Source organism: Acinetobacter sp. F-1 (assembly GCF_022869025.1).
Classification (GTDB): domain Bacteria; phylum Pseudomonadota; class Gammaproteobacteria; order Pseudomonadales; family Moraxellaceae; genus Acinetobacter; species Acinetobacter pseudolwoffii.
Map to the genome: position 1 here is coordinate 295,302 of NZ_JAJKFX010000002.1, position 16,012 is coordinate 311,313.

Annotated in this window: 15 protein-coding genes; 9 read left to right on the plus strand and 6 right to left on the minus strand. The window is 46.3% G+C overall.

The genetic code is table 11. From position 1 onward, the window contains the following. Positions 1 to 82: 82 nt before the first annotated feature. The 4 genes from LOZ91_RS03360 to rplU all read right to left on the minus strand — a co-directional run bounded on the left by LOZ91_RS03360 (position 83) and on the right by rplU (position 2,546). Positions 83 to 844 (minus strand): DUF3298 domain-containing protein, encoded by a 762-nt coding sequence (locus LOZ91_RS03360; protein ID WP_244782650.1) that lies wholly within the window; start codon positions 842 to 844, stop codon positions 83 to 85. A 170-nt stretch (positions 845 to 1,014) separates the two neighbouring features. Further along, entirely contained in the window at positions 1,015 to 1,710 is a 696-nt protein-coding gene (lolA, locus tag LOZ91_RS03365; protein WP_218209285.1) for an outer membrane lipoprotein chaperone LolA, read from the minus strand. A gap of 250 nt (positions 1,711 to 1,960) precedes the next feature. Further along, positions 1,961 to 2,215 carry a 50S ribosomal protein L27 gene (gene rpmA / locus LOZ91_RS03370; RefSeq protein WP_005097774.1) on the minus strand — a complete coding sequence of 85 codons (255 nt, stop codon included), beginning with the start codon at positions 2,213 to 2,215 and terminating at the stop codon, positions 1,961 to 1,963. Between the two features lie 19 nt (positions 2,216 to 2,234). Further along, on the minus strand, positions 2,235 to 2,546 hold the full coding sequence (rplU, locus tag LOZ91_RS03375) for a 50S ribosomal protein L21 (RefSeq protein WP_005097776.1): 312 nt from the start codon (positions 2,544 to 2,546) through the stop codon (positions 2,235 to 2,237). A 445-nt stretch (positions 2,547 to 2,991) separates the two neighbouring features. Between rplU and sdsA the strand changes: the two genes are divergently transcribed. From sdsA to LOZ91_RS03415, 8 genes are all read left to right on the plus strand, one after another. Next, positions 2,992 to 3,969, plus strand: coding sequence for an All-trans-nonaprenyl-diphosphate synthase (sdsA, locus tag LOZ91_RS03380; RefSeq protein ID WP_244782651.1), 978 nt, complete (start codon positions 2,992 to 2,994; stop codon positions 3,967 to 3,969). Between the two features lie 15 nt (positions 3,970 to 3,984). Then, positions 3,985 to 6,027, plus strand: a complete 2,043-nt coding sequence (locus tag LOZ91_RS03385; RefSeq protein ID WP_034608441.1) for a site-specific recombinase — start codon at positions 3,985 to 3,987, stop codon at positions 6,025 to 6,027. Between the two features lie 159 nt (positions 6,028 to 6,186). Next, positions 6,187 to 6,789 carry a phosphatase PAP2 family protein gene (locus LOZ91_RS03390; RefSeq protein WP_005097780.1) on the plus strand — a complete coding sequence of 201 codons (603 nt, stop codon included), beginning with the start codon at positions 6,187 to 6,189 and terminating at the stop codon, positions 6,787 to 6,789. A gap of 35 nt (positions 6,790 to 6,824) precedes the next feature. Then, positions 6,825 to 8,090 (plus strand): efflux RND transporter periplasmic adaptor subunit, encoded by a 1,266-nt coding sequence (locus tag LOZ91_RS03395; RefSeq protein ID WP_034608437.1) that lies wholly within the window; start codon positions 6,825 to 6,827, stop codon positions 8,088 to 8,090. Between the two features lie 13 nt (positions 8,091 to 8,103). Further along, entirely contained in the window at positions 8,104 to 11,280 is a 3,177-nt protein-coding gene (locus LOZ91_RS03400; RefSeq protein WP_005097783.1) for an efflux RND transporter permease subunit, read from the plus strand. Next, positions 11,280 to 12,752, plus strand: a complete 1,473-nt coding sequence (gene adeK / locus LOZ91_RS03405; protein ID WP_244782652.1) for a multidrug efflux RND transporter AdeIJK outer membrane channel subunit AdeK — start codon at positions 11,280 to 11,282, stop codon at positions 12,750 to 12,752. The genes LOZ91_RS03400 and adeK overlap by 1 nt, the downstream gene beginning before the upstream one ends. Before the next feature lie 106 nt (positions 12,753 to 12,858). After that, positions 12,859 to 13,215 (plus strand): YbjQ family protein, encoded by a 357-nt coding sequence (locus LOZ91_RS03410; protein ID WP_005097785.1) that lies wholly within the window; start codon positions 12,859 to 12,861, stop codon positions 13,213 to 13,215. Positions 13,216 to 13,218: 3 nt separating this feature from the next. Beyond that, the gene (locus LOZ91_RS03415; protein WP_244782653.1) at positions 13,219 to 13,668 is read left to right on the plus strand and encodes a heavy metal-binding domain-containing protein; all 450 of its coding nucleotides are present in this window, start codon (positions 13,219 to 13,221) and stop codon (positions 13,666 to 13,668) included. 350 nt (positions 13,669 to 14,018) lie between these two features. Here LOZ91_RS03415 and LOZ91_RS03420 read toward each other — a convergent pair whose 3' ends face one another. After that, positions 14,019 to 14,516: a DUF2505 family protein gene (locus LOZ91_RS03420; protein ID WP_005097789.1), complete on the minus strand. Its 498-nt coding sequence runs from the start codon at positions 14,514 to 14,516 to the stop codon at positions 14,019 to 14,021. A 147-nt stretch (positions 14,517 to 14,663) separates the two neighbouring features. Beyond that, positions 14,664 to 14,939 (minus strand): hypothetical protein, encoded by a 276-nt coding sequence (locus LOZ91_RS03425; protein WP_180078202.1) that lies wholly within the window; start codon positions 14,937 to 14,939, stop codon positions 14,664 to 14,666. A gap of 170 nt (positions 14,940 to 15,109) precedes the next feature. Here LOZ91_RS03425 and LOZ91_RS03430 point away from each other — a divergent pair, with 170 nt between their 5' ends. After that, positions 15,110 to 15,994 carry an alpha/beta fold hydrolase gene (locus LOZ91_RS03430; RefSeq protein ID WP_179999881.1) on the plus strand — a complete coding sequence of 295 codons (885 nt, stop codon included), beginning with the start codon at positions 15,110 to 15,112 and terminating at the stop codon, positions 15,992 to 15,994. Positions 15,995 to 16,012: the final 18 nt, after the last annotated feature.

Sequence of the window (16,012 nt, forward strand, 5' to 3'; positions counted from 1 at the left end):
AAAAAAACTGGCTATAGTGTAAGCTCTTAACGTCAAAAAATACAGTGACTACGACCACAGCTGTGCCTTATTAGCACAATATTTAAGACGTTCTGGACTGTAAAATGGCTAAATATTCAGGCCGGATCACTTCACTTAAATCGGCATAGGACAGATTTAATTCAGACATCGCGGTTGTTGCCGAACTCAATTCACCTGGCGGATAAACCATCACCAGACCCTGCTGATCAAAATAATAATTATCACTCAGCTTAAACTGCTGCAGATTAATTCCCTGCTGATCCAGCCAGCGCGCATTGGCCCGATACAAGGCCTTAAGCAGCTTCTGCTCGCCGCCACCTGACATTAATTGATGCAAGGCCAGACGCTTTTTCTGTTTCAGATCAAAATTGATATATTCCACATGTTGCCATGACGCCGCCTTGTTACGCGCCAGATTGGAACTCTTCAAAGCAAAAGTCGCCAGATGACCATGCTGAGCAATAAACTCGACCTTGATCAAACGCTGATCCAGATAATGGGGCTCATCGGCTTTTTTAGGATTTTTCTGCGTGACTCTGGTGAATGCAACCGGCTCGGTATCCCGAATACGCGCTATAAAATAGTCATCAATCCAGTCAAGATTGGTGTCCAGGGTATGCAAGTCAAAGCGGACACAACCTTCTTTTTCACACACCACCTGGGCTGCCCCTTTGACCGGCACAGTCTTGGCTTCAATCGTCATCATCTGGTCTGTTTGCGCGAGCGTTGAAACTGAATTGGCTGGTGGCTGACAGCCGAGCACAGCCAGACTCATGAATAAGACAGGACAGATCTTTAAAAAAGCAAACCGCTTCACCTTCATTCTGAGCTCCTAAAATTTTGCAATTTCACTGACTCGCGTATATTTATACTAATACTCTCCACTGCCCAGAAGTAGCTGAAACTTGTAGTCTGTCCCTACTCTGCCTGATCATCGGCAATAAAAAAAGCAACCTGAATCGGCTGCTTTTTTGTTTTACTTGCTACGTCTCATTATTGATCAATAATGTCCGTACCTTTTGGCGGAGTAAAGTTAAAGGTAGAAGCTGGAATACTGCTATTCACTTTTACATTACTGAATTTGATCTGGGTGGTTTGTCCCAAGGAATCCTGCAGGATCATCAAGCTAGGTGCCTTGTTTGCACCGAAACTGATGGTCAGGCTCTCAAAGATGCCATCGGTATTTTTAGGATACAGCGTGTAATAGGTTTTTCCCTTATTCGGCTGGGTCACCCGGTAAGACTGCATAATCTGGCTGGTATTTCCTGACAGAAGCAAAGCCGGCGTATTGGCAACTTGCTCATCCAGGTTCTGACGAACTGCTTGCTGCAAATCCGGATCATAAATCCATACTGTTGTACCAGTCGTGGTAATGGTTTGCTTCGATGGTGCAGTGGTTTCCCAATAGAATTTACCCGGACGCTCAACCTTCATCACCCCTTTAAAGGTCTGATTCATATGTTGTGCGCTCAAGCCTTTTTTCTGGGTCGCTCTCGGATTGGTTATCTTGGTGCTTTGTTCAAAATTTGCCGTCATGCTACGTACATAATTCAGCTGTTTCACCAGACTGGCAGTGGCCTGTTGCTCCGACGCTGCCACAGGTGCAGCAAACACGGTTGTACTCATCACCGGTGCTAAAGTCACTGCACCCAGAGCCATAGCACAGACGGTTTTACGAAGCATATTCATAATTTCACCTTTATATTTTTGCGTGATCGCAATTTATTTGATGTCTCATCTTAAACCAAAATTAAAAGCTAAAATGATAGAAAATAAGAACTTTTGTATTGTTATTAATTCGAAATCCATTTTTTTGTTCATCATGATGAAGATTCGGACGCAATTTTTACATGATTGAATATCGCTTAATCTGCAGGTCAATTTTCAGACATAAAAAAAGCCCACAGCAACTGTGGGCTTTTATTTCTATTTTAGCGAATTACGCTTCAACAGATACGTAGCGACGACCGAACTGGCCTTTCACTTCGAATTTGATTACGCCGTCAGCAGTCGCAAACAAAGTATGGTCACGGCCCATACCTACGTTTTGACCAGCGTGGAATTCAGTACCACGTTGACGAACGATAATGTTACCAGCAGTCACAGATTGACCACCGTACATTTTAACACCTAACATTTTAGGATTCGAATCACGACCGTTTTTAGTCGAACCACCGGCTTTTTTAGTTGCCATGTCTATTTACTCCTCGTAATTAGCCTGAAATAGCTGTAATTTTCAACTCAGTGAACCATTGACGGTGACCTTGTTGTTTACGGTAGTGTTTACGACGACGCATTTTGATGATGCGGATTTTGTCGTGACGACCATGGCTAACTACTTCAGCAGTTACAGTAGCGCCAGCAACAACTGGTGCACCGATTTGAATGCTTTCACCGTTTACAAGCATCAATACGTCATCAAACGTAATAGTTGAGCCAGTTTCAGCTTTCAATAATTCTACTTTAAGGGTTTCACCCTCGATTACACGGTGTTGTTTACCACCGCTTTGGATTACTGCGTACATAATGTACTCCAAACAAGCCCGTGTCGTCGTGCCGATAAAGGAAGATATCGATCTTAAGACGTACGCCACTGGGGGATATCTAAGGGCGAGGATTTTAAGGGATATTCAAAAAAACAACAAGCCATTTTACCGAAATAATAATGGCAGGTATGTGCTAATTGTTTAACACTTAAATAATTTCCATCAAATCAAACACTCAAGATATATTCAGCAACAAAATAATACAGCAGCAATTCGGCCAGTTTGATTAAGATACTCAGCCGGAGAAATACCGTCAATTTGCTGAGCATTCCTGATTTTTTAGGGCAGCCAATATAGTTCGAATCTGAATAAGATCTATAAAAAGCTGATTTTTAGTGGAGTTTATGCATTTCTTAGGTTTCACTCATGTTATAAATTGTTAAACTACGACCTGCGATTTACCAGACTAGAGGTTTTCTTTCACATGACCATCGACTTTAAGCAAGACATTCTCGCTCCTGTTGCTAACGACTTTGCTGCGATGGATACATTCATTAATGAAGGAATTACGTCAAAAGTCGCCCTGGTGATGGCCGTGAGCAAACATGTGGTAGAAGCCGGTGGCAAACGCATGCGTCCGATTATGTGCCTGTTGGCTGCCAAGGCCTGTGGTGCTGAAGATTTAGTAGCGCATCGCAAGCTGGCCGCAATTATTGAAATGCTGCATACAGCGACCCTGGTACATGATGATGTGGTCGATGAATCTGGCCTGCGTCGTGGCCGTCCGACTGCCAATGCGACATGGAATAACCAGACTGCTGTTCTGGTCGGTGACTTCCTGATTTCACGTGCATTTGATCTGCTGGTCGATTTAAACAATATGGTCTTGCTGAAAGATTTCTCGACCGGCACCTGTGAAATTGCTGAAGGTGAAGTGCTGCAATTGCAATCCCAGCACCAGCCAGAAACCAGTGAAGCGACTTATTTAAATATTATTCATGGTAAAACGTCGCGCCTGTTTGAACTGGCGACAGAAGGCGCAGCGATTCTGTCGGGGAAAGATGAATTCCGTGACCCTTTAAAAACTTTCGCCGGTCATTTCGGCAATGCCTTCCAGATTATTGATGACATTCTAGATTACACCTCCGATGCAGAAACCCTCGGCAAAAATATCGGTGATGACCTGATGGAAGGCAAACCTACCCTGCCATTGATTGCTGCGCTAAAAAATACCTCCGGTGAGCAGCATGAAATTATCCGTCGCAGTATTGCCACTGGCGGTACAGAACATCTCGATCAAGTCATTCAAATTGTCAATGCGTCCGGGGCACTGGACTATTGCCGTCAACGTGCGACTGAAGAAACGGAAACCGCCATTCATGCCTTGCAGGCATTACCTGACTCTGAGTATCGTCAAGCTCTGATTAATCTGGCCAAACTGGCCCTACACCGAATTCAGTAATCTTTAAACTCGCCTATGCATATTAATTTTCTTGATCTTTTCCAAAACATGCAGCATCAGCTTGAGCAACCTCAGGCGGTGCTGGATGAAAATCTTCTCATTGAACTGATTGAAAGAATCAGACCGGAAGACAGCAGAAATACCGAAGAAATCGAAGCAAAGTTCAATGCATTTATCCAGGCTTTATTATTGACGCCGAATGCAGTTTCAGCATTACAGACATTTACCCTGCGGATCATTAACCGTTATAAACAGACCAGTCTGTTTTCCGATACCGGTATTTTGTCTCTGGATGGTTTCTGGAATCAGCTCAATCAGCGTATTGGCGCGCATATCCTGCCAGTTATTCCGGATCATCAGCAATTACAAGAATTATTTCGCAAGGTTTTTTATCAGCCGACCGATAAATACTGGCTCGACTATTTTGATGAAGATGACTGGCAACGCTTATTTTCAGTTCTCAATCAGGGTCACTCCAATCAGCCTGAAAAGACCCGCATTAAAGATCAACTGATCAAGGCACTGACCATTTTGTCGTATCGGATCAGTGGTATTGGTCTGCATCCTGAATTTATTAATGCACAGCCGGAACTGATGGAATATGAATCTCCTTTTCTGGTGCAGAACCGTGAGATTAACGAATTTATTCAGGAATACAAAAAACGCTATAACACGGTCACGCTGGTCGATTCGATCACCCCGCCAGATGCTTCGCAAGCACTGGTGATGCTGGAACAGTGTCATGATGTCGTGGCAAAAATTCGCCGCTCTACCAAACGGATTGGGGTCAGCGTGAGTCTGACCTATATGCTGGCACTGCTGGAGCAGTGTCTGGAGCGGGTTGAAATCCTGCTCAACATGGTCATGGACGAGGATGACCTGCGCTACCAGTCCATCGGCCTGTTTATTGCAGATATCACTGAAGCGATTTATAGCGAACGCAGTGTACGTGCCCTGCTGGCGACCAATAGTGAACTCCTGGCCTTGCAGGTGACTGAGAATGCTAGTAAAACCGGCGAGCACTATGTCAGTACTGACAAAAAAGGCTTTCTGGCCATGTACAAATCGGCCGCCGGTGCAGGTGCAATCATCGCGACGATGGCCACCCTGAAAATCCTGATGACACGCCTGAGCATGGCGCCTCTCATGCAGGCCTTTAGCTATAGCATGAATTATTCGCTGGGTTTTATGCTGATTCATGTGCTGCATTTTACCGTGGCGACCAAACAGCCAGCGATGACAGCCGCTGCACTGGCGGCCACAGTCCAGCAACGCAAAGGCTCAAAAATGGCGCAAATTGCCGAGCTGGCTGCGCTGATTGTGAATATTATCCGTACCCAGTTTGTGGCAATTCTGGGCAATATTTCGATTGCCATTCCGGTGGCGGCATTGATTACCTTAATGTGGGACGTTGCTCTGCATGAACCCTTAATGAATCATGCCAAGGCAACCAAAACCTTACATGACCTGAATCCCTTTACCTCTTTGGCGATTCCGCATGCTGCGATTGCCGGGGTATGTCTGTTCCTGTCCGGGTTATTGGCCGGTTATTTTGACAATATGGCCGTCTACCGCAAGGTAGGCCCCCGCCTGAAAGCCCATATACGTTTATCGCAATTGATGGGACAGGAACGGTTGTACCGGTTTGCAGATTATATTGAACGTAATCTGGGAGCGCTGGCAGGTAATTTCATGTTTGGCATCATGCTCGGCAGTATGGGCACCATTGGTTTTATTCTGGGGTTGCCGCTCGATATCCGTCATATTGCCTTTGCCTCGGCCAACTTTATTCAGGGCCTGATCAATATTAATGGCCCGGATATTGGCTTGATTGTGGTGTCTTTCCTCGGTGTGTTGTTGATTGGCCTGACCAACTTATTTGTCAGTTTCAGTTTGACCATTATTGTGGCCTTACGTGCACGACGGGTACGTTTTGAACAGTGGAAACCGTTGGCAAAACTGGTCATGACTCACTTCCTGACCCGGCCAAGTGATTTCTTCTGGCCACCCAAGCAAAGCATTGAAATTGACGAAAATCATACATCGACAAAATCTTAAAACTGCGACAATTACAGTATATTTAGCAACAAATTCCTTACTAAAAAAATGGAATTCGCATAAAATACGCACACTTGAAAAAAAGTGTACTGACAAGTACACTTCTACTCCAGACAATTAACCGATCTGCGAACGGTTAAAGGGACAAGGATTTTTGGCATGCATTACTTGTTACTTTTTGTCGGTATTTTATTTTTAATTTTCAGTGTGTTCATCCTGAATATCCCTGCTTTAAGCAAACTTGATTTGCACGCAGTGGAGTGGATGAGTCTGTATCGCACCGAGTTTTGGAATCGAATTACTCTGTCCTTATCAGTGATAGGTGGCATGCCATTTGTATTATTTTTATCCACACTATGGTGTATTGCCTTGCTGTGGTATAAAAAGCATACAAGCGTAATTTTTATATGTATCGGAATTATCGGAGGAATACTCCTAGCTTGGCTGTTAAAGTTTGCAATTGCCCGACCCCGACCACCAGAGTCCTTGCATCTGGTTGAAAGTTTTGGAAGTTCCTTTCCAAGTGCGCATAGTCTGTATGCGGCATGTCTGGCTTGTCTGGCAATTTACATGTATCGGCAACATTCTCGCTTTACCATCATCATGATCGGTGCAGGCTTATGGATGCTGATGATGGGGATTTCAAGAGTTTATCTAGGCGTACATTTTCCTTCAGATGTCATATCCGGCTGGAGTATCAGTTTTATTTGGATTTCGTTGTGGTATATGGTCTGGATCAGATATTGCGCGGCGCACAAATAAGAAAATTTAGATAAAGATCTAATAGAGGTGAAACAATGATGTCTGCAAAGCTTTGGGCACCTGCCCTGACTGCTTGCGCATTAGCAACAAGTCTTGCACTTGTTGGTTGTAGCAAAGATCCAAAAGAGGGCCAGCAAGCTGGTGCTCAACAACAGATGCCACCGACTGAAGTCGGTGTTCTTGTTGCACAACCACAAAGTGTAGAGCAGTCTGTAGAGCTCTCGGGTCGTACAACAGCATTTGAAATTTCAGAAGTACGTCCGCAAGCCAGTGGTGTGGTGCTTAAACGCTTGTTCACTGAAGGCAGTTATGTGCGTGAAGGTCAGGCTCTGTACGAAATCGATTCAAGCACCAACCGTGCGACCGTGGATAATGCCCGTGCAGCAATTGCCCGTGCTGAAGCCAATCTGGGTGTATTACGTGTGAAGGAAGGCCGTTACCGCCAGCTGGTTGGAACCAATGCCATTTCTAAACAAGAATATGATGACATCGTGGCACAGGTCAAACTGGCTGAAGCCGATCTGAATGCCAACCGTGCCACCTTGCGTAATGCCGAAATTAACTTGGGCTATTCGACTGTACGTGCACCGATCTCGGGCCAGACCAACCGTTCCTCTGTGACTGCGGGTGCATTAGTGACGGCGAATCAACCAGAGCCATTGGTTACCATTCAGCGTTTAGATCCGATTTATGTGGATATCAACCAGTCCAGTGCTGAGCTTTTACGTTTACGTCAGCAGCTCAACAAAGGCGATTTGAATAGCTCAAACAACACTAAAGTGAAGTTAAAGCTTGAAGATGGCAGCATCTACCCGATTGAAGGCCGTCTTGCATTTTCGGATGCCAGCGTAAATCCGGAAACAGGTACGGTGACTTTACGTGCGGTATTCCCGAACAAAAACCATTTACTCCTGCCAGGTATGTTTGCGACTGCGCAAATCGTACAGGGTGAAGTGCCCAATGCCTTCCTGATCCCACAAGCGGCGTTGACCCGTACTCCAACAGGTCAGGCAATGGCGATGCTGGTCGGTGCTGATGGTAAAGTGGCACCACGTCCAGTCACGACCACCGGCTCTCAAGGCAACAACTGGATTGTGACTGAAGGTCTGAATCCAGGTGATAAAGTGATTGTGGACGGGATTGCAAAAGTGAAACCTGAACAGCAAGTTGTAGCTAAACCTTATCAACCTCAAGCTGCTGCGCCACAAGGTGCTGCACCGCAACAGCCTGCAGCAAGCGAGAAAAAGGCAGATGATGCAAAGAAAGAACAACCTGAACAAAAACCTGCTGCAAATGCATAAGGAGTAATGGTTCATGGCTCAATTCTTTATTCATCGCCCGATTTTTGCATGGGTGATTGCATTGGTTATCATGCTGGCCGGTATTTTAACCATCAGCAAAATGCCAATTGCACAATATCCAACGATTGCTCCGCCAACCGTGACCATTTCTGCGACTTATCCAGGTGCATCTGCTGAAACTGTTGAAAATACAGTCACCCAGATCATCGAGCAGCAGATGAACGGTATGGATGGCTTACGTTATATCTCGTCTAATAGCGCGGGTAACGGTTCTTCTTCTATTTCCTTGAACTTTGACCAGGGTGTTGATCCTGATATCGCACAGGTTCAGGTTCAGAACAAATTACAGTCTGCCACTGCACTTCTTCCCGAAGATGTACAGCGTCAGGGTGTGCGTGTCACCAAATCCGGTGCCAGCTTCCTTCAGGTATTGGCTTTCTATTCACCTGATGGCAGCCTGACCGCCGATGACATCAAAGACTATGTCAACTCGAATATTTCTGAACCTTTAAGCCGTGTGGCCGGGGTTGGTGAAGTTCAGGTCTTTGGTGGCTCTTATGCGATGCGCATCTGGCTAGATCCGGCCAAAATGGCCAGCCTGCAAGTAACACCGAGCGATATTGCGACTGCAATTCGCACCCAGAACGCACAGGTTGCGGTCGGTCAGCTTGGTGGTGCTCCTGCTGTTGAAGGTCAAGTGCTGAATGCAACCGTAACGGCTCAAAGCCTGTTACAAACCCCAGAACAGTTCAGCAATATCTTCCTAAAAAATACCACTTCGGGCGCGCAAGTTCGTCTGGGTGATGTTGCACGGGTGGAACTCGGTGCAGATAACTATCAGTTTGATTCGAAATTTAATGGCAAACCGGCTGGTGGTGTGGCAATTAAACTTGCCACAGGTGCTAACGCGCTTGATACAGCAAAAGCGGTTGAAGAACGCTTAGAACAGTTACGTCCGAACTATCCGCAAGGCATGGTCGATCAACTGGCCTTTGATACAACACCATTTATTGAACTGTCGATCAAGAGCGTAGTCAAAACGCTGATCGAAGCGATTATCCTGGTGTTCCTGGTCATGTTCCTGTTCTTGCAGAACTGGCGTGCCACGATCATTCCAACCATGGCCGTTCCAGTCGTGGTCTTGGGTACCTTTGCCGTGATTAACGTCTTCGGCTTCTCGATTAATACCCTGACCATGTTTGCCATGGTGCTGGCGATCGGTCTTCTGGTCGATGATGCCATTGTTGTGGTCGAGAACGTAGAACGGGTCATGGTGGAAGAGCATCTGGATCCGGTTTCTGCGACTGAAAAGTCGATGAAACAGATTTCTGGCGCACTGATTGGTATTACCTCGGTGCTGTCAGCAGTATTCGTTCCTATGGCATTCTTCGGTGGAACCACCGGGGTTATTTATCGTCAGTTCTCGATTACGCTGGTCACAGCAATGGTCTTGTCGCTGATAGTGGCATTAACCTTTACCCCTGCCCTGTGTGCGACCTTGCTGAAACAGCATGATCCGAACAAGCCGCAAAGTAACGGTATCTTTGCCCGCTTCTTCCGCTGGTTTAACCGCAGCTTTGACAATGTGGCGGTGAAATATCAGGGCGGCGTAAATCGCATGACCCACAGCAAGATTTTCTCAGGCATTGTCTATGCAGTAGTGCTGGGTGTTATCGTGCTGCTGTTCCAGAAACTGCCGTCTTCATTCCTGCCGGATGAAGATCAGGGTGTGGTTATGGCGCTGGTTCAGCTACCGCCAAATGCTACCCTGGAACGTACCGACAAAGTGGTCAACACCATGACCAACTATTTCTTGGAAAACGAGAAAGATCATGTCGAGTCGGTGTTTAGTGTGGCAGGTTTCTCCTTTACCGGTGTGGGACAAAACGCAGGTCTGGCCTTTATTAAACTGAAAGACTGGTCTGAACGTAACAGTCCGGAATCTCAGGTCGGTGCCATTATTCAACGTGGTATGGCGCTGAACATGATTGTCAAAGATGCCTCTTATATCATGCCATTGCAGCTTCCTGCGATGCCTGAACTGGGTGTGTCGGCTGGCTTCAACTTACAGCTCAAGGCTGCAAGTGGTCAAAGTCATGACCAGCTTCTGGCAGCACGTAATGCAATCCTGGGCATGGCAGCACAAGATTCGCGTCTGGCAGGTGTACGTCCAAACGGTCAGGAAGATACTCCTCAGTACCGTGTCATTGTGGATCATGCGCAAGCAGGTGCACTGGGTGTCAGCGTTGCCGAAATTAACAGTACTATGGGTATTGCTTGGGGCGGTTCGTACATCAATGACTTCATTGATCGCGGTCGGGTCAAGAAGGTATATGTTCAGGGTGAAGCTGGCTCACGTATGATGCCGGAAGATCTGGACCAGTGGTATGTGCGTAATAATCGCGGTGAAATGGTGCCTTTCTCGGCCTTTGCCACAGGCGAATGGACCTATGGTTCACCACGTCTTGAACGTTATAACGGCGTATCGTCGATGAACATTCAAGGTACACCGGCTCCGGGAATCAGTTCGGGTGATGCCATGGTGGCCATGGAAGAAATTGCGGCGAAGTTACCAGAAATGGGCTTAACCGGCTTTGACTTCGAATGGACCGGTCTGTCTTTGGAAGAACGTGAATCTGGTGCACAGGCGCCGTTCCTGTATGCCCTGTCACTCCTGATCGTATTCCTGTGTCTGGCAGCCCTGTATGAAAGCTGGTCGATTCCGTTCTCGGTTCTGCTGGTGGTGCCATTGGGTATCGTCGGTGCATTGCTCATGACTTATGGCGGGATGGTGCTGCTGCAAAACCCGAACCTGTCGAATAACATTTACTTCCAGGTGGCGATCATTGCCGTGATTGGTCTTTCTGCGAAAAATGCGATCTTGATCGTGGAATTTGCGAAAGAGCTACAAGAGCAAGGTGAAGATTTATTCGAAGCAACCTTGCATGCGGCGAAAATGCGTTTACGTCCAATTATCATGACCACTTTGGCCTTTGGTTTTGGTGTATTGCCGCTTGCCCTGGCTTCAGGTGCAGGTGCAGGTAGTCAGCACTCAGTCGGTTATGGTGTACTTGGTGGCGTGATCAGCTCGACCTTGTTAGGTATCTTCTTTATCCCGGTATTCTACGTGTGGATTCGAAGTATCTTTAAATACAAACCAAAACAACAAAATCAGGAGTATAAGTCGTAATGCAAAATGTATGGTCTATTACAGGTCGTAGCATTGCGGTATCTGCCCTTGCGCTTGCTTTGACAGCCTGTCAAAGCATGCGTGGTCCAGAGCCGGTTGCACAGGCAAATATCCCGAGCAGCTATACCAATGCGTCTGGTACTTCTGTAGCAGAACAAGGTTATAAAAACTTTTTTGCCGATCAGCGCCTGTTACAGGTGCTCGATCTGGCATTAAACAATAACCGTGATCTGCGCACTGCTGCCCTGAATATTCAACGCGCCCAGCAACAGTATCAGATTACTGAAAACAATCAGTTACCGACCATTGGTGCCAGTGGCAGCGTGTTACGTCAAGACACGGGCAGCAGTAATCCTCAAAGCCGCGGTGCTGTAACCACCTATAATGTAGGTCTGGGTGTAACCGCATTTGAACTGGACTTTTGGGGGCGTGTACGTAGCTTAAGTGACAATGCACTGGATAACTTCCTGGCGACTCAGAGTGCGCGAGATGCGACGCAAATTGCGCTGATTGGTCAGGTGTCTCAAGCCTGGCTCAGCTATTCATTTGCCAATGCCAATCTGGCTTTGGCTGAACAAACGCTAAAAGCACAGCTTGAATCGTTTAACCTGAACAAGAAACGTTTTGATGTCGGGATCGACAGCGAACTTCCTGTGCGTCAGGCCCAGATTTCCGTCGAAACGGCACGCAATGATGTCGCGAATTACCGCACTCAGGTGGCACAGGCACAAAACCTGTTAAACCTGCTGGTCGGTCAGCAAGTGCCTGCGACTTTATTGCCGGCACAACGCGTAACCCGCATCACATCCAATACGGCACTGGGTGCAGGCTTGCCAAGTGATTTGCTGATTAACCGTCCAGATGTACGCGCTGCCGAGTATCGTCTGTCTGCAGCGGGTGCCAATATCGCGGCAGCACGCGCACGCCTGTTCCCGACCATCAGTTTGACCGGTTCAGCAGGTTATGCATCGACCGATTTAGGCGATCTGTTTAAATCAGGCAGTTTTGGCTGGTCCTTTGGCCCAAGTCTGGATATTCCAATTTTCGATTGGGGTACCCGTCAGGCCAATATCCAGATTTCTGAAACCGATCAGCAAATTGCATTATCAGATTACGAAAAGTCGATTCAAGCCGCTTTTCGTGAAGTAAATGATGCGCTAGCAGTTCGCCAAAACATTGGTGATCGAATTGCTGCACAGCGCCGTCTGGTAGAAGCCACCAATACCACATATCGCTTGTCGCAGGCACGTTTTCGCGCCGGGATTGACAGCTATCTGACGGTACTGGATGCACAGCGCGCCTCTTATGCCGCAGAACAAGGCTTGCTCTTGCTTGAACAGGCCAACTTGAACAATCAGGTTGAAGTCTACAAGACCCTCGGTGGAGGCTTAAAAGTCAATACCACGGATACCCTGCCGAATCAGCCGTCCGTGACTGAACAACGCCGCGCAGCAGCACAGCAGGCGAAATAGATTTAAAATAGAAAAAGAAAAGCTCACTTCGGTGGGCTTTTTTATTGCATTTTCAAAGCAGTTTTCCTATTGTCATAGACCAGCAATTTATTTAGAAAACATACGCATGTTACTTAGCAATCTGGAATCTGTACCGGGACACACTATTCGCCAACAAATTGATGTGGTTTATGGCAGTACGGTACGCAGCAAACATGTCGGGCGTGATTTACTCGCTGGCCTGAAAAATATTGTCGGGGGTGAGCTTACTGCTTATACCGAGCTGCTGGAAGAATCCCGTCAGGAAGCGATGAACCGGATGGTTGAAAAAGCCCGTAGCATGGGTGCCAATGCGATTGTCGGTATTCGTTTCTCGACCTCCAATATTGCCCAAGGCGCCTCTGAACTGTTTGTCTATGGAACGGCGGTCATTGTTGATCCAGTCATGCCAAAATTACCCGACCCTTTTCCACAGGCAGAATAATTCATGGACGGTTTAATTTTTCAGATCGTCATTTTTGTCATTCTGTTTAGCGTCGGTTTTGGCTTTGGTCGTTATAATGAACGCAAACATTTTCGTTATCTAGACGAACAGGAGCAACGACTGGCTTATATCCAGGTCAACAACAGCCGCTTTATCGTATCTGAACATTCCGGACAGATGATCAGCAGTAATGTGGTTATTTCCCATGATTATTTTAAATACGCAATTGCCAATGTGCAGAACATGTTGGGAGGTCGTTTGACCAGCTATGAAAGCGTGGTAGAGCGGGCACGGCGTGAGGCGATTGTACGTTTAAAACTTGAAGCTGAAAAAATCGGAGCCACCCAGATTATGGGGATTCGGCTGAGCACTACGGAACTGGGCATGCAAGGCGGTATGGTCGAAGTCTTTGCTTATGGCACTGCAATTCAGCACCCTACTTCACTAATCTAAAAATAGCTATATAAACAATAGCATGCAGATGGTTAGCTCATATTGCGCAGTACGCGCAGATAATTGCTGAATGTGGATCAACTCGCTTATCGACTGGGGATGCAATATCATAGAAGAAGTGATTAAGCTCAAAGTTAGCGGCATAAATACAAATAATATGATGCCGTTTCTTCAGTCGATCAAACGGCACTCAATCCCATCTGTATTGCCTTATTATTTTTCTACGTCTTAAGCCGCATTGTTTAGAGAACGGCAGCAAGCTAAATGACTATACATTGCCGAATTGACCGCCACCACCCAGCTTAAAAGTGCCCTTTTTAAATATTGGTGAACGAGATGGGTGCACTAATTCAGGCTGTTAGGCTCTTGCGTAATTCATCTTCAACGATACTGAGTTCAATTTCACTAAATTTACGAATCTCGCCTTCTGCATGCTTTTCCAGCATACCGCCGAGCAACGGCACTTTGACCTTTACTGTCCAGTTAAGCTGAAACTGGATCTGGTCTTCATCTCCAGTGACTGCACGCTGACAGGTCGCCTCGATCGGTAAATTTGCCCCGAGTTGTACCGTCGATGTCATTTGATTCAGATCGCTGATATCGGTACGCTGCAAACGGAATGCATCCTTGAGTAATTTTTTTGCCATATCCGGGATGTTGACATCCAGATTATAGGCACGTTTCAAGGTATACATATGCCCCTGCTTTTCCGAGACCAGAATTTCTAAATTTTGCGCAGGAATTCGATGACAGACTGCCTCATGCAAACGAATATCATTGGCCAGACGTTTAAATTCATCAATAGACACGCCATTGATAATTGCTTTCACAGTGAACTGATGTGCCATGCTATTTTTCCTTATTTTTATTGCATTATTCGCTTAGGTCACTCCGGACTATCGCAAATAAAACCAAACACAGAGATGATTCTGCAATTTATATCAACTTTATAGCATCTGTCATTATTCTTTTATCGGGAAATAGCGGCAATTCGGTCAATCTTTGCAAGATAGTTTTGCAGACAACTGTGTCTGGCCACAACTGATCTGTAGCTGTGCTGTGGCATAGTCAATCACGACATGAAATTCATCGGCGCCATCGTCTAGACCGGACACATACCATGTGGTTCCGTTTGGAAAATCCCGCAGCCAGTCTGCTTTATAAAAGTCTGAAACCGAATCAAACTGCACATACAGTTCAGGCTGCGCTTCGATCTTCATTGCCAGAGCCATAAACTTCTGTAATTTCGCCTGCTGAAAATCAATAATCATACTATTTCCCCCTGTTTAGACATGATGATAGCGCAGCGATCTTCATATATGCTTAAAGGGTTCTTCTCGCTATACGACTGCCGAGTTTTGACATCTGGCCCATTATTGGATTAAACATAAGCTAGCGCACAAAAAACAAGATCTCATCCAATATAACGAAGGATATACTCATGGTGCAGGGAAAAATGCAGGTAGAAAGTGTCCAGTTTCTGGCAGAAGATGGTTATAGCTTAAGTGGCAAACTCTACCGTACACCGTCTGTGGCGAAGGCCAATATTGTCGTTGCCTGTGCAACGGGAGTACCGCAAGCGTTTTATCGCCGTTTTGCAGAATATGCAACTCATGCCGGTTTTCAGGTGCTGACCTTCGATTATCGAGGGGTGGCCGCTTCCGCACCGAAACAGCTCAAAGGCTTTAAAATGTCTTATCTCGACTGGGGAGAATATGACCTGAGTGCGGCAATTGAATATTTGGGCCGGACAGAACTGGATATTTATATGATTGGCCATTCCTATGGAGGTCAGGCATTAGGTCTGTGTAAACATCATAACCGCATCGAAGCGATGTACTGTTATGGCACAGGCGCCGGCTGGCATGGTTATATGCCGCTCAAGGAAAAAATCAAGGTTCAGATGATCTGGAATATTGTTTTCCCTCCACTCGTAGCAATCACCGGCTATTTGCCATGGAGCAAATTTAACATGGGTGCAGACTTGCCACGTGATGTCTATCGTCAGTGGCGTAAGTGGTGCAAATATCCGACCTATTTCTTTGCCGATCCGGATTTGAAAGACTTACACACACGTTATGCTGCGGTAAGTACTCCGATTTATGCGGTTGCTGCTCTCGATGATACTTGGGCCCTGCCTAATTCCAGACATGCTTTTATGCAATATTACCGTCAAGCAAACGTGCATTATATTGATCTTAAAGCTGAAGATTATGGTTTAAAGGACATTGGTCATATGGGCTATTTCCGTCAGGGGGCAGAAAAAATCTGGCAAGATGCCTTAAATACCTTTTCCGAATTACATCGGCTTAAATATGCAGCCTGATGTTTAATGCCTATCGTT